The sequence below is a fragment of the Rhodococcus sp. 05-339-2 genome (genome assembly GCF_002258965.1).
Classification (GTDB): domain Bacteria; phylum Actinomycetota; class Actinomycetes; order Mycobacteriales; family Mycobacteriaceae; genus Rhodococcoides.
The window spans coordinates 340,661-357,216 of record NZ_NOYW01000004.1; the positions used below are offsets into that span (position 1 = coordinate 340,661).

Consider the following 16,556-nt stretch of genomic DNA (forward strand, 5'->3'; position numbering starts at 1 on the left):
CGCTCAGCCGGGCTTGGTCAACGCCGTGTTGTCACCGATTCGCAACGCGGCCACAAGTTCTCGGTAGAGCGAGTCGGTGTTCATGAGCTCGGAGTGCGTGCCCCTGGCGCGGACAACTCCGTCCTCCATCACGAGGATCGTGTCGGCGTCGAGCACGGTGGACAACCTGTGCGCGATGGTCACGACGGCCGAGTCGGTCGCGATCGATCGGATCACCTCGTGGATCGCCGCCTCGGTGCGGCCGTCGACCTGAGCGGTTGCCTCGTCGAGCAGAAGAATTTCCGGACGCCGAACGATAGCCCTGGCCAACGCAATTCGTTGACGCTGTCCACCGGAGACGGTCGATCCGATCAGGTCGGTGTCCAGCCCTTCGTCCAACGCACGGATCGCCGAGTCCAGATGCACCGATTCGAGCGCCGCCCAGATGTCGGCCTCGCTGGCCTCGGGATGGCTGAACAGCAGGTTCTCTCGGATCGAGCCGGGAAGAACCGGCGTCTCCTGCTCCACGTAGGACAACCGGGCTCGTACCTCGTCGATGGTCAGCTCGTCGTACGGGGTTCCGCCGAGCCTGATCTCGCCGGCCTCGGGCGTCAGGAAGCGCAGGATCAACGAGAAGACGCTGGTCTTGCCCGCCCCCGACGGTCCGACGATCGCGGTGTGTCCACACGCGGGCACCTCGAGGTCCATCCCGCGCACGGCCGGCTCCCTACCCGGTGCGTATCGTGCTGTGACGCTGCGGAATTCGAGGGCCGGAGCGGGCGCACGGGTCTTCTCAGACCGGTTCGAACCCGTCTCCCCTTTCTCGGTGACCAGGTCGTCGATCTGGCGAATTCGGGCCGCCGCGGCCATACCGGCCTGCAGTGCGGTGATGTTCGTGGCCAGTGTGGACACCGGGCCCATCACCTGGAATGCGTACAGCAGAAACGCGATCAGGCTGGACACGGCCAGTGCTCCGGTGCTGACGCGATAGCCGCCGAGGCCGAGGATTCCGATGATCGCCAACTGCACTCCGCCTCCGGCGAACGTCCATGCCAACGCGGAGATCTTGACCGCCCTGACGCTGTGCTGCGCGGAGATTCGCGCCTCGGAGATGACTCGCTCCGATTCGCGGGCCTCGGCCCTGCTGGACTTGACGGTCCGAATCGCCCGCAGCGTGCCGTCGAGAATTCCGCCGAGGCGGCCCACTGCCTCCTGGGATTGCCGCTGTGCGACGGCGATCGGAGGCATCAGGCGAGCGAACAGCACCGCGATCGCAATGATGGCCACGGCGATCGCGCCGAGCAGCACCAGATCCAGCACGGCCATGAGAATCAGTGCGCCGACGAGGCCGACCACACTGTTGACTATGGCCACCAACGCATTCGAGGTGGCCTCGCGTAGCAGAACGGTGTCGGAGGTGACCCGGGTGACGAGTTCTCCGGTGGGCCGGGTGCCCAGACTTCCGACGGTGGCACCGAAGTACTTGCGCACGATGGATTTACGGGCGTCCAGGACCACGCGTTCGGCCAGGACCCCCAGCACGATCCACTGCAGATACAGAACCAGTGAGCCCACCACCAGCAGACCGACCAGGATCAGCACCGGCATCATCAGGGACGAGTCGGTGCCGAGACCGTCGAGCACTCCTTTGGCGACCATCGGCGTCGCCAGGGCTGCTCCGGTGCCGATCAGACCGAGTGTCAGGCCGAGCGAGAGAGTCCGGCGGTGCGGGCGCACGAACTGCCACAGCACACGCAGATTCGGGACTGTGATCTTCTTCTTCTCTGCCGTAGCGATCTGCACGTCGACCATGGCACCAGTGTGCCGGATCGGGCGGTGGGGTCTAGGTCGCGTTCCAGATCATGTGCACGGTCGTACCGTCCTGGTCCGAGGTGACGGCGGCGCTGTCGGCCAGCGCCCGCATCAGCGGGACACCACGCCCGCGGTTGGGATCGGAGTTGTGCGATGCCCAGTCCCCGCGATCGGTCACCCGCACTTCTATCCGACCCTCCGCGGCACATGTGACCCGAATGTCGAGTGTCCCGCGATCGGTGTGGTCTCGATACGCGTGCTCGACGCTGTTCGCTATTGCCTCGTACGTGGCCAGCACCACGTCGTACGCACGATCGGGGTCGACGCCCACATTGCCCAACCAGTCACCGAGCTCACGACGAAGCTCCGACGCTCGATCCGCATCGGCAGGTTCACCGGTGAACAGCAGTTCTTCCATTCGCGCACCTGCCGTCGAGATCGAGCTGTCGGTACGTGAGTCGTCACCTCCGAAGAGAGTCGCCATCATGAATCCCGTCTACCCAAAAGTTCAGGATCTACCCGCATGAATTGCAACGAATGCTTCGTCGACCGTTGCATAGATTCCGAACACCTCGTCCAAACCGACGAGAGTGAGAGGCCGTCCGGTCGCCGGACCGTCCGCGACCACTGCAAACCCGGCCTCGCCGCCGAGCTGCTGATGCGTCGACGCCAGCAGAGACATGCCCGCAGAGGCGAGAAATCCCACATCACTGAGATCGATCACCACAGCCGTCGGCGATTTCTCGAGCACGAGAGCGACCGACTCGGACAGATCGGGGGCAGTCACCAGATCCAGTTCACCGGACACCGCCAGAACGACGTCCTGGTCACGCCATTCCACGATCACATCGAAGTGCTGGGGCCCGAGGCCCATGTCGTCCGCAGTCACACGAAGACTTTACCTCGCCTCCCCCTGGCGGACTTTCTCCCGATCGGCCGACCGACCCGACTCCCGTTAGGCTCGCTTCGGTGATCGAGGGACTGCACAGCGCGAACCGTCGCGAATCTCGCCGTCGTTCGGCCGGCGAATACGTCGCGGTCACGGTCGGCGGCGCGGTCGGTGCGGCGTTGCGGTACGAGGTCTGGACGTGGCGGGCATCGCCGAGGTGGCTGCTGGTGAGCACGTTCGGAGTGAACGTGTTCGGATGCCTCGTCGTCGGTGCGGCGTTGGGGTATCTGTGGGGCCGACCGGCTCCGGTTGCCCGTGCAACAGTGTTCGGGCTGGCGTGCGGGTTCACCACGTTCGGTCTGTACGCATTCCACGCCGTGACGCATCGTGGTGCATGGAATTCGGTGGTCTATCTGCTGGCCACACCGGTGGTGGCGCTCCTCGCGATGGCATTCGGCGCGGCGATCACGAGGCCGAGGACGGGCAGCGCTCGATGACGACGATGCTCCTGGTGGCCGCCGGAGGCGGACTCGCTGCGCTCGGGCAGTTCGTGTTCTCGCACGCGATCAGGTCTCGGCGACGGTTGTCCGCACTGAATCTGGTGGCGTGCGCGGCCTTGGGACTGGTGTTCGCGCTCGATCCACCGGACCGGTTTCGTTCGCTCGTGGGCGTCGGATTTCTGGCCTCGGTGGCCCCGATGGCCACCGTGGTGCTGGCCACGCTTCGGCTCACTCGGGATCAGCAGTATCGCAGCGCTGCAACGTTCTTCGCGGCCAATGTGGTGGGCGGTATCGCCGCGGTGATGTTCGGGTTCCTGGCGTGGAAGTCCGGGATCACGCTCTATCACAAGATCGCCTGACTCGGATCCGTCAGTCGCTCGTCGAGTCCTCGCACGACCCCTGCAGTCCGGCCTTGACGAATCCGGCGATCTGATAGAGGTAGGTGAATTCCCATTCGACGAGGGAGAAGTCGTAGGAGCGTGGCGTCGGACGCATGGTGACGGTGCCGTCGAAGCATCGATCGAAGATGTAGCGGGCGCGCGGCAGGTGATATCGCCAGGTGACGACGATGACGTGGTTCCACCCGCGTTCGCGGGCGAGTTCCTGGGTGAAGATGGCCTCTCCGCGCGTGGTCGACGGAACCGGCGGGATACACAGCACCTCGAACTTCTGTGACGATGTGGCACACGCCTTCTTCATCGTCGAGTCACCGGATCCGTAGGGGTCGGAGAGCACAACCGTCTTCGCCAGACCCTGTTCGGCGAGCGAGATTCCGTAGGCCTCGCGGCCGTCGTGTTCACCGCCCAGTACGACGATCGCGTCGGCCGTGGTCAGCGGATCGACGCGAGCCTTGGTGAACGTGACGTATCCGCCGACACCGATCGCGGACACCAGGACAACAGGGATCGCGAAGGCGAGAAACAGCAGCAGGCGTCCGCGGAACACCTCCCCAGGTTAGGGAAGGCGCTCCGCGGGCGCGCGGTCAGCGACTCACATCACTCACTCGGCTGCGGAACCGTGACGTTGCAGTCGGTCACCTCGGGGTTGATACCGAAGTAGTTGAGCGGGCCTGCGACGACGGTCAGCGCAATGGTGCCTGCGCCTGCGCAGTTCTCCGGTGCGCTCTCGAAATCTCCGCGCTGGTACGACGCGAATGCGCCGATGATCAACCAGACGAGAACGATCAGTGTTACGAACCTCATGGTGCCCCCTTAGGCGGTCAGCCGCCGTTCGGCTGTCGGGAGCCAGGTATGTCCGATTGTCGCAGTCTTCAAACTGTGTCTAGTCGTTCTGTCTGGCCAACGTCTGCGACAGGTAGTCGCTCAGTGCCTGTTCCTGGACGCGATCGAGGGCGCGGGCGAGTTCTGCCTGTGCCGATTTCATCGCCAGTGCGCGCATCTTCTCGAACATCTCGGTCGTCTCGGCCACCTCCCCCGATTTGGGGAGCCAGCCGGGACCGTGTTGCGCGATCAGGTGGTCGGTCACGCTGCCCACCATCGACTCGGCGATGGCGTTCATCTTCGAGGCGGTTCGTTCGTGTTGGTCGAGCAGTTGTTCCAGGGTGAAGCCGTACTGGCTCAGATCGACGAACACCTCGAGGAGGGTGGGGTCGAGAATCTCGCATTGGTCCCCGTCGATTCTGATCAGTTTCGCTTCGATCAGTCGGGCAACGATGTCGTCGTTGTCCTCGCCGAGAAATTGCGCGATCAGTTCGACGGGAATGATCGTGGTCTCGGCCGACGACCACTTGCGAGTCACGATTTCCTGCAGGCCAAGTATCTCTTCCAGGTCCTTGCCCTGCTCCCAGCCCGAGAGGAAATCCGCGATGTGCGCCGAGGTGAAACCCCGCTGGAGCAGCGAGTCGATCACTTTCAGTCGCGTCAGGTGGTCGTCGTTGTAGATGCCGACTCGTCCTCGGAGCGTGGGCGGCGGCAGCAGACCGCGTTCCTGGTACGCCCGCACGTTGCGAGTGGTCGTCTTGGCCTCTCGGGCCAAGTCGTCGATTCGATACTCCACCGAGCTCCCTACCTCCGCCGCGCGTCGACCCACAGGATATACGTCGACAACGCGGCGGAAGGAGGATCGCAGTCCGAACGTCAGCACGGCGACGGGCTTGCTCCGGAGCAATTCACGACCGGGCGACGGCCCGTGCCGGTTCGAGCGGCACGTCGACGCGGCGCGGAACGATGGTGAAGTCGTCCTGCTCGACGTGGCGGAGTTGATCGACGTACTGGGTGGCGAAGCCGGGGAACATGGTGGCGTTGAAGCCGTCCTCGGTGAGATACCAACTGCTGCAACCGGAATTCCAGGTCGTCTTGGCGAGTTTGCGATGCATGTCCTCGTTGTACGCATCCTGGACGTCCTGGCGTACATCGGCGCTGTGCAGATTTCCCTCGAGCACGAGAGAGATCGCCTCGACGAGGTAATCGATCTGCGCCTCCATGTACACCAGCGCCGAACTGTGCCCCGGGCCGGAGTTGGGACCGAACGTGAAGTACATGTTCGGATAGCCCGATACCGCAATACTCTTGTACGCCTTGGCCCCTGCGCTCCACTCGTCGGCCAGCACCCGACCGTCGCGTCCGGTGATCGGTATGGGAGTCCCGGTATTCGAGACGTCGAATCCGGTGGCGAACACGATCGCGTCGAATTGGTGCTCGATTCCTTCCACGGTCCGAATTCCCTTGGGCGAGAGCGTCGCGATCGGCCAGGTCACCAGCGTGCAGTTCGGCTTCTGCAGCGCCGGGTAGTAGTCGCTGGTCATCAGCAGTCGCTTGCAGCCGGCCCGGAAGCGAGGTGTCAGCTGCCGCCTCAGCCAGGGATCGCGAACCTGACGGCGCAGATGGGCTCGCCCGACCGTTTCGACGATGCGTGTCAACGGGGTCTTCCACACGACACCGAGTGCGACGGATTCGTGACCCCAGAACCACAGCGACCGGGCCAGGGTCTGGGCCTGCGGGAACCGCGCGTACAGACGCTGCGTGCTGTTCCGCGTTCTCCGATTGACTCGGGGCAGCGTCCACCCGGGGGTGCGCTGGAACACCTTGACCGTATCGGCGATCTTCACCAGTTCGGGAACGATCTGCACGGCGCTCGCTCCGGTTCCGACGACGGCGACCTTCTTACCCGCGAAGTCGTAGTCGTGATCCCACCGAGCACTGTGAATCTTGCGCCCCTCGTAGGTGTCGATTCCGCGGATGTTCGGCAGGCTGGCGTTGGCGAGCGGCCCCGACGCCATGACCACGGTGCGTGCCCGAACATCGGCATGCCCGTCGATGCTCAGGTGCCAGTGCCCGGACGCCTCGTTCCAGATGATGTCGACGACGTTGTGCCCGAATCGAATACGCGACTCGATGTCGAACTCGTCGACCATCGTGTGGATGTAGTCGAGAATCTCGCTACTACCGGAGTAGGTGTGCGACCAGTTCGGATTGGGCGCAAAACTGTACGAGTACAACCGGGACGGGATGTCGCACGCCGCGCCCGGATAGGTGTTGTCGCGCCAGGTTCCGCCGACGGCGCTGCCGCGTTCGAGGATGACGAAGCTCTCGATACCCCTGTTGCGCAGTCGGATGGCGGAGCCGATTCCGGCGAAACCTGCACCGACGATCACCGCGTCGAGTACGGCTTCGCGCACGTCGAACTTGCTCATGCGACGGGCTCGTAGGTCAGTTCCTTGGCCCAGGTCGGCTCGGAATTGAGTGTCCTGCTCGGGTATCGGCGAGTGAGCTTCACCAGCCCGTCCGCCAGGACGTGGTACGGGTGCTTGCGGTTGATCACGATGCTGCCGTGCCACTGCACGATGCGATACATCGGTACCCGCAAGGCCACCGGGCTGCGTTCCCCGACACTCTTGAATCGCTTCATCGCGGTGTACAGCCGCTCCTCGTCGACGCCCATCTCGACGATGTTGTCGCGCATCTTGTTCAGCAGCGGGATGTACCGCAGTGTGCCGACGATGAGGGCGGGGTTCATCCACGCCCCGACGGTGTCGACCAAGATCTTGCGCATCCGCGAATGACCGAGCAGTTCGATGACCGCGAAATCGACTGCCAGGTGGCGTGATTCGTCGGAGTTGATCTTCTTGAAGACCGCCTGACAGACCGGATCCTCGATCTCGTCCATGATGAATTTCACCAGCGCGCCGTCCAGTGCCACCTCGAGCATCGGTATGACGGTGCCCAGCACGGCCAGCGACAATCCGTCGGAATGCTTGTCGAGCCAGTCGATCACGAGCTTGACGTTGATGTTGGGCTCGGGCATCTCGTCGCCGTCGAGCATGCCCCAACGACGCATGAGAGCGAGCTCGGCGTTGGCGTGCTTCTGCTCCTCGGCGTGGAAGTAGCGATAGATCTCCGCCAGCGTCTCGTTCGGAGCCTTGAGCGCCATCGCCGCGAAACCACGAGCGCCCACGTTCTCGATCCACATCAGATCCGACATGAAGGGCTTGAGTTTGGCGTGCAGCTCGGGACCGATGGTCTCGGCGCCGGGGCCGTCCCAGTCGATGTCCGCCAAGGCCCACTGACGGTCCTTGATCTTGGTCAACATGTCTTCGAAATCCATTGCCATGTCAGGCTCCTGTGGTCGTCGAGGTGAAAGATTCGTTCTTCGCCTGCTGCTGCTCGGCGGGCATCACACGATTGAGCAACCCGAGAAAACGCACGTAGACCGCGGGCAGCAGTCTCTTGAATCGCCAGACTGCCTTGGCGTCGAACTGGGGCACGACGTAGAGCCGACCCCGGTCGAAGGCGTCGAGGGTTCGGGCAGCGATCTTGTCGGGAGACCGTCCGGTCCAGCGCATCGCGAACTCGGCCAGCCGCGACGAGCCGGCGGTGATCCGGCCGTCGACGGCCACGTTGGTCTTGACGAACGTCGGGCACAGAACCGACACCCGTACACCGGTACCCGACAGCTCCGCCGCCATCGTTTCCGACAGGCTCATCACTGCGGCCTTGCCGACGTTGTACGGACCCATCAGCGGCGCAGCGGCAAAGCCTGCCGCGGACGCGACGTTGATGATCCCGCCCTCACCGGCGGCACGCAGTCCAGGGGTGAACACCTCGCAGCCGTGGATCACACCCCAGAGGTTGATTCCCAGAGCCCAGTTCCAGTCCTCGAAACCGATGCTGCCGACCGGCTTTCCGCCGATTCCAACGCCTGCGTTGTTGATGACCACCGTGGTGGGCCCGTCGAATTCGATGCCGGCCCGCAGCGCCAGCTCCTCGACGTTCTCGCGAATCGACACATCGCATTCGACGACGTATCCGGTGCCGCCGAGAGCGTTCACCATCGCGACGGTCTCCTGCGCTCGCGGCAACGAGATGTCGGCGCACATGACGGCTCCTCCGCGACGAGCCAGTTCCAGCGCGAACGCACGGCCGATGCCGCTGCCCGCGCCGGTCACCACCGCTCTCGATCCGTACGAGGGTTTCCCGGTCTTGGTCCTCATCTGCTCACCTGTTCCTTCGAATCATGTTGTTCGACTTGACTGTCGAGTGCCCTGGTGACGAACTGGGCTGCACGCTCGAGCGCATGTTCGGCCTCGGGTATCAACCGTGGGAGGGCCTGGAACACGTGCATCTGATCGGGCCAGATTTCGAGTTCGCTGCTGCCTCCTGCCTGGTCGATCATCGAGTGCAGATGCCGCGCATCGCCCCGCAGCATCTCGGCTCCGCCCACCTGGATCAGCGTCGGTGGCAGCTCTCGCACACGGCCGAGATCGAGCCGTAGTCGCGGGAGGCTCGCGTCGTGGCCGTCCGTGTAGAGCGAGACCAGTCCTCGCGCCGCCTTCGCCGAGATCATCGGGTCCGTCCGTATGCGCTCCATCCGGGCCGAGAGCTCGAAATCGAGATCGATCAGCGGCGAGAACAGCACCATCGCTCCCGGTTGCGGCGTGCCGGTCCGGTCGTTCTCGATCAGCAGGTCTGCGGCCAGGTGGCCACCGGCCGAGTCCCCGGCGATGACGATGTTCGCAGCGTCGTACCCCTGACTCAGCAGCCAGCGGTACGCGGCTTCGAGATCGTCGGCCGCCGCGGGAAACGGGTGTTCCGGGGCGAGCCGATAGTCCACCGTGAACACCGGCAGGCCGGTGGACCTGGACAGCCTCGCGGTCAGACCACGATGCGTCCGCGCCGAGCAGATGACGTAGGCACTGCCGTGGATGTAGAGGATCACTCGCTGCCCCGGCGTTCGGCCGGGCGCTCGTACCCATTCGCCGCGCACCGAGCCGTCGGCCACCAGGTCCACCGTCGTTCCCTTCGGCACAGGGCCGAACAGGTTCATCGAGGTGGCGACGAGGCGTCGAGAGAACTCGATGCCGCCGCGGGAGGTCGGAAGCAGGTTCGTCACCGGACGCAGAAGCAGCCGAGTCGTCACGGCAGCGAGACGTGTTCGCCTGCAGCCTGATCGCGATACGCCGTGCGGCAGATGATCGTCGTCGATGGTCGAGGTCACGTGATCACTGTCACCCCCTATTCGCCATTTGTCAATGGCCTATTAATTGGTGGTGAAGTGTGGAACAGTGACGGCCGACACCATGTACGCAAGGAGAGCGAGCACACGTGACGATTTTCGAGAGCTCACCATCGGCGGATCTCGATACCTCTGCCATCGGTCCCGAGGACAGGATCTTCGAGGTGGAGATCGCCGAGGTGACCTACGAAATCGACGATGCGATCTCTCTCGGTTTCAGGGTCCCCGAGGACCACGAATACCGGTTTCGCTACGAGCCGGGTCAATTTCTCACCCTCGAGATTCCGTGCACCGTCGGCGGTTCGGTGGCCCGCTGCTACTCCTTCTCGAGCTCCCCCGTCCGTGACCTGCTCCCCACCGTGACAGTGAAGCGCATCCAGGGCGGAGTGGCGTCACACTGGTTGCACGACAACGCCGTTCGCGGGATGCGACTGAGGGCGCTTAAACCGTCGGGCATGTTCGGACCCGAGAGCTGGGACGTGGATTTCGTCCTCATGGCCGCAGGCAGCGGGATCACCCCGATCATGTCGATCGTCAAGACCGCCCTGTTCGAGCACGACAATCGGATCACCCTCGTCTACGCCAACCAGAACCGTGACTCGGTGATCTTCGGGGAGCAGCTGACCGAACTACGGTCTCGCTTTCCCGATCGTCTCGACATTCACCATTGGTACACCTCGGATTCGGGGCTGCCCACCGCTGTCGGACTGGCGTCGATGGACGCGACAGTTCCCGACGAATGCGAGGCGTTCCTGTGCGGGCCTGCGCAGTACATGAACGTCGCCGAGGAATGGCTCACCCGCACCGGCACGACCGCGAACAGAACCCATCGAGAGGTGTTCTCCTCCTTCGAGTCCAATCCGTTTCGGACCGCCGACACCGAGTTGCCCCACCGAACCGATGCGAACTCCGTCACCGCTCGGGTCGAGATCGACGGAATGGACACCGAGTTCACCTGGAATGCGGACACGAAGCTGCTCGACCGCCTGCTCGAACTAGGTCTCGATCCGCCGTACGTGTGCCGCGAAGGAACCTGCGGCGGGTGTGCCTACACGCTCACCGAGGGCACCGTGACCATGCTCGCGAACGAGACTCTCGACGAGTACGAACTCCAGCACGGCGTCCGATTGGCGTGCCAGTCCGTGCCCGATTCGACGACGGTTCGCGCGGTGTTCGACCGCTGATGCCGGAGTGGGGCGCTCAGCCCTCGAGCGTCAGCGAGTGAGGCTCCGACGTGAAGGTCGCAGCCGATCCCGCAGCGCGCGCTATGCCCGCGATTCCGCCCCAGACCATCATGGTGAGGTAGTCGACGAGTTCGTCGGCCGTCATGGTTCGATCGAAGATCCACCAGTGCGATGCCAGCCGGACCGCACCGATCATGGCGAATGCGATGGGCATCGAGCCGGCCGTCGAGAACTCGCGCTCTCCGAATCTGTCGATGATGACCGTGGCCAGCAAGTCTGCGATCAGCCCCTCCGCTGCGGTGATGATCTCATGATTGCCGCTGACTGCATTGTTGGCGTGGACGTAGATGTAGATGTCGGGATCGGTGGCGACCGTCGTGACGTAGGCACCGATCACTGCGCGGGTGAGCCGGTACTCGTCGAGGTCCTCGGACATCGCGTCCTGGATCCGAGGCATCAGTGCAGTCTCGACGTATCGAGCCATCGCGGCGTCGGCGAGACCCTTCTTGTCGGTGAAATGTTTGTACAGAACGGTTTTCGAGACACCGTTCGCGGAGGCGATGGCATCCATGCCCACGTCGTGTCCGTGCTCGCGAATTGCTGCCAGTGTGCGATCGAGCAGTTCACGTCGCCGGGTGATTCTGTGCTCGCGCCACCGGTCGCTACGACCGTCCACCTTCACCGCCACGCTCATGCCGATTGCGATACCGCTCGTGATCCCCTCAGCAGAATCGACGCCACCAACTCCGGATCGTCCGACATCGGCACGTGTCCGAGCCCCGGGTACGTCGTCACGTCGGCCTGCGGAAAGATTCGACGCACCAGCGGTGCCTGGTACACCGGCAGAACCCAGTCGCGACGCCCCCACGCGACGGTGACGGGAACGGTCTCGTCGACCGGAACGCTGAAGCGCGGCACCGCGTTACCCGCTGCGTCGATCGCACGGTTGGTGGTGATGCTCAGCGCGTCGATCGTGGCCGTCGCCGCCGGAACTCGCCACGGCCTGGCGTAGAACACGCCGTTGGCGATCGTACGACCGACGACGTTCCTCATGACGGCCGGTGCGATCGGACCGATGACCCGGGACGCGGCCCTGAGAAAGCGAAAGACGAGCAGTGCTCGTGTCTGATCCCAGTGGCCGCGGAAGAAGCCCGCCGGTGAGAGTGCGGTGGCCGAAGCGACCGACCCACGGGCCGCGAGCTCGAGTGCGAAGTACCCACCCAGCGAATTTCCGGCCACGTGCGGCTTCTCACCGTCCACGGCCACGTGCTCGAGGAAGCGCTCGAGCTCTGCCACGATCCACGGACCGAGGTCGAATTCCTCGGTGGGTAATTCCGGTGACGCTCCGTGGCCGGGCAGATCCACCGTCACCACTCGCCGGTGCCGTGCCAGAGTCTCGACGACGCTGTCCCACGCGTGTTGCCGGTGCACGATGCCGTGAATGAGCACCAAGGTAGGGCCCTCGCCCCGGATCGTGTGAGCCAGGGTGAGTCCATCGATGTCCGACGTCACTGCATACCGATCTTTCTCGGCTGGATGCGATACACGTTCGTCGTTCCCGACGAGTCCGTTCCAGCCGCGCTCGACTTCGCCGCACGGCCGAACGTCATCGATTCCGTCAGATCGTCGAACCGTGCGTCGATTCTGTCCAGAATGTAGTTCTGGCGCACCGACCACGGGCGTTCGGTCCCCGATTTCGGTAGCTCGTTCAGAGACCGCGTGACGTAACCGGCGGCCAGATCGACGACCGGACGAGAGTCGACAGCCTTGCCCTGCCGGTCCGGGATCGCATGGGTGTATCCGTGAGATCGCATGTACACCAGGAGTTTGGCCACAGCCTGCGCTGTCATGTCCGCCTTGAGCGTCCACGATGCGTTCGTGTACCCGATGGACCATGCGACGTTGGGTACGTCCTCGAGCATGTGGCCCTTGTAGACGAACTTGTCGTGCGCTTCGAGCCGCTCACCGTCCAGCGACAACTCGATACCGCCGAACGCCTGCAGCTTCAATCCCGTTGCGGTGACGATGATGTCGGCCGGGATTTCGTCGCCCGATTCCAGCAGGATGCCGTCGGCGGTGATCTCGGCGATTCGGTCGGTCACCACGCTCGCTCGACCGGAGCGGATGGCCTCGAACAGATCGCCGTCGGGTACGACGCACAGCCGCTGGTCCCATGGGGCGTACGTCGGCTTGAAGTGCTTGTCGACGTCGTACCCTCGCGGCAGTTGGGCTTTCGTCATCGCGCGAAAGACCTTGCGGGCCGTCTTCGGTGCACGGCGGCAGAGCTGGTAGGAACCGACCATCAACAGGGCGTTGCGCCAGCGAAGTGCGCTGTGCGCGAGCGTGTCCGGAAGCAGGCGTTTGGTGATCGTGGTGAACGGATCGGTCATCGGCAGCGACGCTATGTAGGTCGGTGAGCGCTGCAGCATCGTCACCGACGCGGCGTCGGCCGCAAGCGTGGGCACCAATGTGATTGCGGTTGCTCCACTTCCGATCACGACGACCTTCTTGCCGGAGTGATCGAGGTCCTCGGGCCACTGCTGCGGATGCACCACCTGACCGGTGAACTCGTCCAGCCCGGGAAGGTCGGGGGTGTACCCGCCCGAATAGTCGAAGTAGCCGGTGCACAGGAACAGGAATCGACTGCGGTAGGTCGTGGGAACACCGTTCGTCAGGGCGTCGACCGTCCACATGTCCGTCGACGAGTCCCAGTTCGCTGCGGTGACCATGGTCGAGAAACGCGTGCGCTCGTCGATTCCGTTGGCGTAGGCGGTATCGACGATGTAGTTGCGGATGTCTTCTCCGTGAGCGAGCAGTGTGTCGCCCTGCCACGGCGTGTGCGGGAACGAGAACGTGAAGATGTCACTGTCGGAGCGAATACCGGGGTATCGGAACAGATCCCAGGTACCGCCTGCTCGCTCGCGACCTTCGAGGATTGCGTAGCTGAGTTCCGGCGCCATCTGCTGCAAGCGATATGCGGCTCCGATGCCCGATATACCGGCACCGATGATGAGAACGTCCTCGACGTTGTCGTCGGAACCGTCGAACTCGGGCCACCGACCTTGGCTTTTCGTCACGCCGCGCCTCACTGTTTGCCGAACACCACCGCGATTTCGACCGATCGAGCAGGCAATCGCGACCTACATCACACAATGTGCCATTGACGAGTGGCGATGTCAATGGCAGCCTCGACGCATACCGATGAGAGGAATCCATCATGAACCTCACCCCCTCCGTTGGGAGTGGAGCCCACGGAACGACCCGTGAGCTCACCGGATACACCCCCATCTCGACCGGGACCAGTACCCGATGACTCCCGTGGTGGTCGGGGCCGCAGGAGTCATCGCTCTCCTTCTGTTCACCTCGCGCGGCGCAGGCATGGACTTCGACCGACGCGCCCTCGCCGGCGCGTACAAGCCGACGCGGTCGACCTGGCCGAAGCGACTGCGGAGCCGTCTACGCCAACGATGAACTCACTCGGAAGCCCCGACCGTCGATAGTGACCCATCACACTCCTGTAGGACGTATGTTTCGGAGCAGCCGGATCGACTCATACTTATCGGCGTCGTCCGCGACGCCCCCCAGCTCCGGATGTCCGGAGACGACCTACACGAAAGAGGTACGCACCGATGGCCGACTTCATCGACAAGGCTCAGCACAAGGCAGAGGAACTGGCCGGGACTGCGAAGGAGAAGGTCGGCGAGGCCACCGGTGACGACAGCCTCCGCGCCGAGGGTGCAACGGATCAGGCCAAGGCCAACACCCACCAGGCTGCAGACTCCGTGTCCGACGCGGCCGAGAACGTGGCCGACACCGCAACCGATGCCGCCAAGGAAGCCAAGCACGCAGCCTCCGACGTTGCCGACAAGGCCGCCGACGTGGCAGAGGATGTCAAGGACACGGTCAAGGACAAGGTCCAGAACGTCGACGTCGACGATGTGAAGGAGAAGGCCTCCCAGGTCGCCGACAAGGCAGCCGACAAAGCCTCCGCCGTCGCCGACGACGTCAAGAACACGGTTCGCAACATCGACAGCGACGATGTCGCCCAGGCCGCGAAGGTCGGCACTCCGGTCATCGCCGCCATCGCAGCCGCAGCCGGTGCCGTCGCGTTCGTGCTGATCCGTCGACGCAACCGTCGCCGCAGCGCCGCTCACCTGTTCGTTCCGTCGAAGCGCACCACCCGCAAGCTCGCCAAGAAGGCACGCAAGCACAGCTTCTGAAGGTAAGTGCACAGAAAAGCCCCGCCTCCCGTTCGAGGCGGGGCTTTTCTCGTTCCGACAGCTTTCTCGTCCCTACAGCTCTTGTCGTCCCTACAGGGGCTTGAGTGCCCGGCTCGGCACCCAGTGCGTGACGGTTTCGCTTCGGTCTCGCGACATCAACTCGTACGTGACGCGACCGAGCCAATCCCCGTCCACGGTGATGGACCATTCGACCAGATCTCCCGGTACGACGCGTCGCACGTCGAATCCCTCGGGGTTGAACTTCGACGCGTGGTGTGGCGGTAGTGGATAGAGGATGTTCAGGTCGATCCAGACCTTCAGCGGCGGGCGGAGCAACTTGAAGGGGCGCACGGCGGACGCCGGTCGAGGTTGTGCGCGCCGTGCCATCGTTCGATCATACGTTCGATTTCTGCACCGATCCACCGCCTCGGGAAACGAAGAACGGCCACCTGCACGCGGGGTGCAGGTGGCCGTTGTTCGGTGTTCCGAGGATCAGATGCCGAGCGATCCCGCCAGGAAGGGCCAGGACTTGTGCAGGTCGTCCTGCCAGTAGCCCCACGAGTGGTTTCCGATCGGGCGGAAGTCCACGGTGGCCGGGATGCCGAGCTGGTCGAGGCGCTTGGCCAGGTTCGAGGTGCAGAAGTTGGTGGCAACTTCGATGCCGCCGCCGACGATGACCTGGTTGGCGAGCGTCGCCGGATCGTTCTTCAGGCGCGGGTTGGCGAAGGTGTCGTTCGGTGCACCCGGCAGGCCGCTACCGGTGCTCATGTAGATCTGCGTTCCGCGGAGCTTCTCGGCGTTGAGCAGCGGATCGTTCTCGCGCCACACGGGGCCGTCGAGCGGTCCCCACATGTTCTCGACGTTGCCGCCGCCGTAGGTCTCGACGACGAGCTTCACGAACTGCTGACCGATGGGGTCGGAGGTCTGAGCGCATCCACTGTAAGCAGCGACGCCGGTGAACTTGCCCGGGTACTTGATCGCGATGTTGAGAACCGAGGTGCCCGTCATCGACAGCGCTGCGAGCGACTGGCGGCCGTTGGTGTCGAACTGGGCGTCGATCAGCGGGGGCAGTTCTTCGCCGAGGAAGGTGCTCCACTTGTTGCTACCGAGCTTCGGATCGTCCTGCAGCCAGTCGGTGTAGTACGACCACTTGCCCTTCTGCGGGGTCACGATGTACGCGTTCTTGTCCGAGAAGAAGGCCTCGGCGTCGGTCTGCGACTGCCACGATGCTGCATCCTCGCCGCCGCCTGCGCCGTTGAGCAGGTACAGCACCGGGCGGGACACGCTCTCGTCGGCGGGCCGCTGCACCGTCACGGGAATGGTGCGGTTCATCGACGCCGAGAACACCTGGAGCTGAACCTGGCGGTTGTCGAGGGTGTTCACCGACTCGATTCGCGATCCGTTGCTCGACTGCGTCGTGGCCGCAGGCAATTCGTCTGCGGACGCGACGGGCGTCATCAGCGCGGTCGGAAGAATCGCCACTGCGAGGGCGACGGCCGTA

20 protein-coding genes are annotated in these 16,556 nt (G+C 64.0%); 5 read left to right on the plus strand and 15 right to left on the minus strand.

Annotated features, from left to right (window positions below; genetic code table 11):
- Positions 1 to 3: 3 nt before the first annotated feature.
- The 3 genes from CH273_RS02575 to CH273_RS02585 are packed head-to-tail and all read right to left on the minus strand — an operon-like array spanning position 4 to position 2,680.
- Positions 4 to 1,791 carry an ABC transporter ATP-binding protein gene (locus CH273_RS02575; protein ID WP_032396103.1) on the minus strand — a complete coding sequence of 596 codons (1,788 nt, stop codon included), beginning with the start codon at positions 1,789 to 1,791 and terminating at the stop codon, positions 4 to 6.
- A gap of 31 nt (positions 1,792 to 1,822) precedes the next feature.
- The gene (locus tag CH273_RS02580; RefSeq protein WP_052049716.1) at positions 1,823 to 2,278 is read right to left on the minus strand and encodes an ATP-binding protein; all 456 of its coding nucleotides are present in this window, start codon (positions 2,276 to 2,278) and stop codon (positions 1,823 to 1,825) included.
- Between the two features lie 21 nt (positions 2,279 to 2,299).
- Positions 2,300 to 2,680, minus strand: a complete 381-nt coding sequence (locus CH273_RS02585; protein ID WP_371828371.1) for an STAS domain-containing protein — start codon at positions 2,678 to 2,680, stop codon at positions 2,300 to 2,302.
- Between the two features lie 80 nt (positions 2,681 to 2,760).
- Between CH273_RS02585 and CH273_RS02590 the strand changes: the two genes are divergently transcribed.
- Complete coding sequence (locus CH273_RS02590) at positions 2,761 to 3,177, plus strand: fluoride efflux transporter FluC (protein WP_032396104.1); 417 nt, start codon at positions 2,761 to 2,763, stop codon at positions 3,175 to 3,177.
- A complete protein-coding gene (locus CH273_RS02595; RefSeq protein WP_032396105.1) occupies positions 3,174 to 3,539 on the plus strand; it encodes a CrcB family protein in 366 nt (121 codons plus the stop codon). Before CH273_RS02590 ends, CH273_RS02595 begins: the two co-directional genes overlap by 4 nt.
- Before the next feature lie 10 nt (positions 3,540 to 3,549).
- On the opposite strand, the gene CH273_RS02600 is transcribed toward CH273_RS02595, so the two are convergent.
- From CH273_RS02600 to CH273_RS02630, 7 genes are all read right to left on the minus strand, one after another.
- Complete coding sequence (locus CH273_RS02600; protein WP_032396106.1) at positions 3,550 to 4,125, minus strand: YdcF family protein; 576 nt, start codon at positions 4,123 to 4,125, stop codon at positions 3,550 to 3,552.
- A gap of 50 nt (positions 4,126 to 4,175) precedes the next feature.
- Positions 4,176 to 4,382, minus strand: a complete 207-nt coding sequence (locus CH273_RS02605; protein WP_032396107.1) for a hypothetical protein — start codon at positions 4,380 to 4,382, stop codon at positions 4,176 to 4,178.
- A 79-nt stretch (positions 4,383 to 4,461) separates the two neighbouring features.
- Positions 4,462 to 5,196, minus strand: a complete 735-nt coding sequence (locus CH273_RS02610) for a MerR family transcriptional regulator (protein ID WP_032396378.1) — start codon at positions 5,194 to 5,196, stop codon at positions 4,462 to 4,464.
- A 112-nt stretch (positions 5,197 to 5,308) separates the two neighbouring features.
- Positions 5,309 to 6,832: a flavin-containing monooxygenase gene (locus CH273_RS02615; RefSeq protein WP_032396108.1), complete on the minus strand. Its 1,524-nt coding sequence runs from the start codon at positions 6,830 to 6,832 to the stop codon at positions 5,309 to 5,311.
- Positions 6,829 to 7,749: a hypothetical protein gene (locus tag CH273_RS02620; protein WP_032396109.1), complete on the minus strand. Its 921-nt coding sequence runs from the start codon at positions 7,747 to 7,749 to the stop codon at positions 6,829 to 6,831. Before CH273_RS02620 ends, CH273_RS02615 begins: the two co-directional genes overlap by 4 nt.
- 1 nt (position 7,750) lies before the next feature.
- Entirely contained in the window at positions 7,751 to 8,629 is an 879-nt protein-coding gene (locus tag CH273_RS02625; protein ID WP_032396110.1) for an SDR family NAD(P)-dependent oxidoreductase, read from the minus strand.
- The gene (locus tag CH273_RS02630; RefSeq protein ID WP_306436879.1) at positions 8,626 to 9,633 is read right to left on the minus strand and encodes an alpha/beta hydrolase; all 1,008 of its coding nucleotides are present in this window, start codon (positions 9,631 to 9,633) and stop codon (positions 8,626 to 8,628) included. The genes CH273_RS02625 and CH273_RS02630 overlap by 4 nt, the downstream gene beginning before the upstream one ends.
- Positions 9,634 to 9,740: 107 nt before the next feature.
- On the opposite strand from CH273_RS02630, the gene CH273_RS02635 reads away from it, so the two are divergent.
- The gene (locus tag CH273_RS02635) at positions 9,741 to 10,835 is read left to right on the plus strand and encodes a ferredoxin--NADP reductase (RefSeq protein ID WP_052049718.1); all 1,095 of its coding nucleotides are present in this window, start codon (positions 9,741 to 9,743) and stop codon (positions 10,833 to 10,835) included.
- Positions 10,836 to 10,851: 16 nt separating this feature from the next.
- Here CH273_RS02635 and CH273_RS02640 read toward each other — a convergent pair whose 3' ends face one another.
- From CH273_RS02640 to CH273_RS02650, 3 genes are read right to left on the minus strand one after another with little or no spacing between them, the layout of a single operon-like run.
- Complete coding sequence (locus tag CH273_RS02640) at positions 10,852 to 11,529, minus strand: TetR/AcrR family transcriptional regulator (RefSeq protein ID WP_032396111.1); 678 nt, start codon at positions 11,527 to 11,529, stop codon at positions 10,852 to 10,854.
- A complete protein-coding gene (locus CH273_RS02645; RefSeq protein ID WP_082322529.1) occupies positions 11,526 to 12,347 on the minus strand; it encodes an alpha/beta fold hydrolase in 822 nt (273 codons plus the stop codon). The genes CH273_RS02640 and CH273_RS02645 overlap by 4 nt, the downstream gene beginning before the upstream one ends.
- On the minus strand, positions 12,344 to 13,912 hold the full coding sequence (locus CH273_RS02650) for a flavin-containing monooxygenase (protein WP_052049801.1): 1,569 nt from the start codon (positions 13,910 to 13,912) through the stop codon (positions 12,344 to 12,346). The genes CH273_RS02645 and CH273_RS02650 overlap by 4 nt, the downstream gene beginning before the upstream one ends.
- A gap of 232 nt (positions 13,913 to 14,144) precedes the next feature.
- Here CH273_RS02650 and CH273_RS27575 point away from each other — a divergent pair, with 232 nt between their 5' ends.
- Both CH273_RS27575 and CH273_RS28355 read left to right on the plus strand, forming a co-directional pair.
- Positions 14,145 to 14,306 carry a hypothetical protein gene (locus CH273_RS27575; protein WP_155290809.1) on the plus strand — a complete coding sequence of 54 codons (162 nt, stop codon included), beginning with the start codon at positions 14,145 to 14,147 and terminating at the stop codon, positions 14,304 to 14,306.
- 158 nt (positions 14,307 to 14,464) lie between these two features.
- Positions 14,465 to 15,055, plus strand: coding sequence for a CsbD family protein (locus CH273_RS28355; RefSeq protein WP_082073804.1), 591 nt, complete (start codon positions 14,465 to 14,467; stop codon positions 15,053 to 15,055).
- A 90-nt stretch (positions 15,056 to 15,145) separates the two neighbouring features.
- On the opposite strand, the gene CH273_RS02660 is transcribed toward CH273_RS28355, so the two are convergent.
- Both CH273_RS02660 and CH273_RS02665 read right to left on the minus strand, forming a co-directional pair.
- Positions 15,146 to 15,442: a hypothetical protein gene (locus CH273_RS02660; protein ID WP_032376174.1), complete on the minus strand. Its 297-nt coding sequence runs from the start codon at positions 15,440 to 15,442 to the stop codon at positions 15,146 to 15,148.
- 105 nt (positions 15,443 to 15,547) lie between these two features.
- Positions 15,548 to 16,513 carry an alpha/beta hydrolase gene (locus CH273_RS02665; RefSeq protein ID WP_371828374.1) on the minus strand — a complete coding sequence of 322 codons (966 nt, stop codon included), beginning with the start codon at positions 16,511 to 16,513 and terminating at the stop codon, positions 15,548 to 15,550.
- Between the last annotated feature and the right edge of the window lie 43 nt (positions 16,514 to 16,556).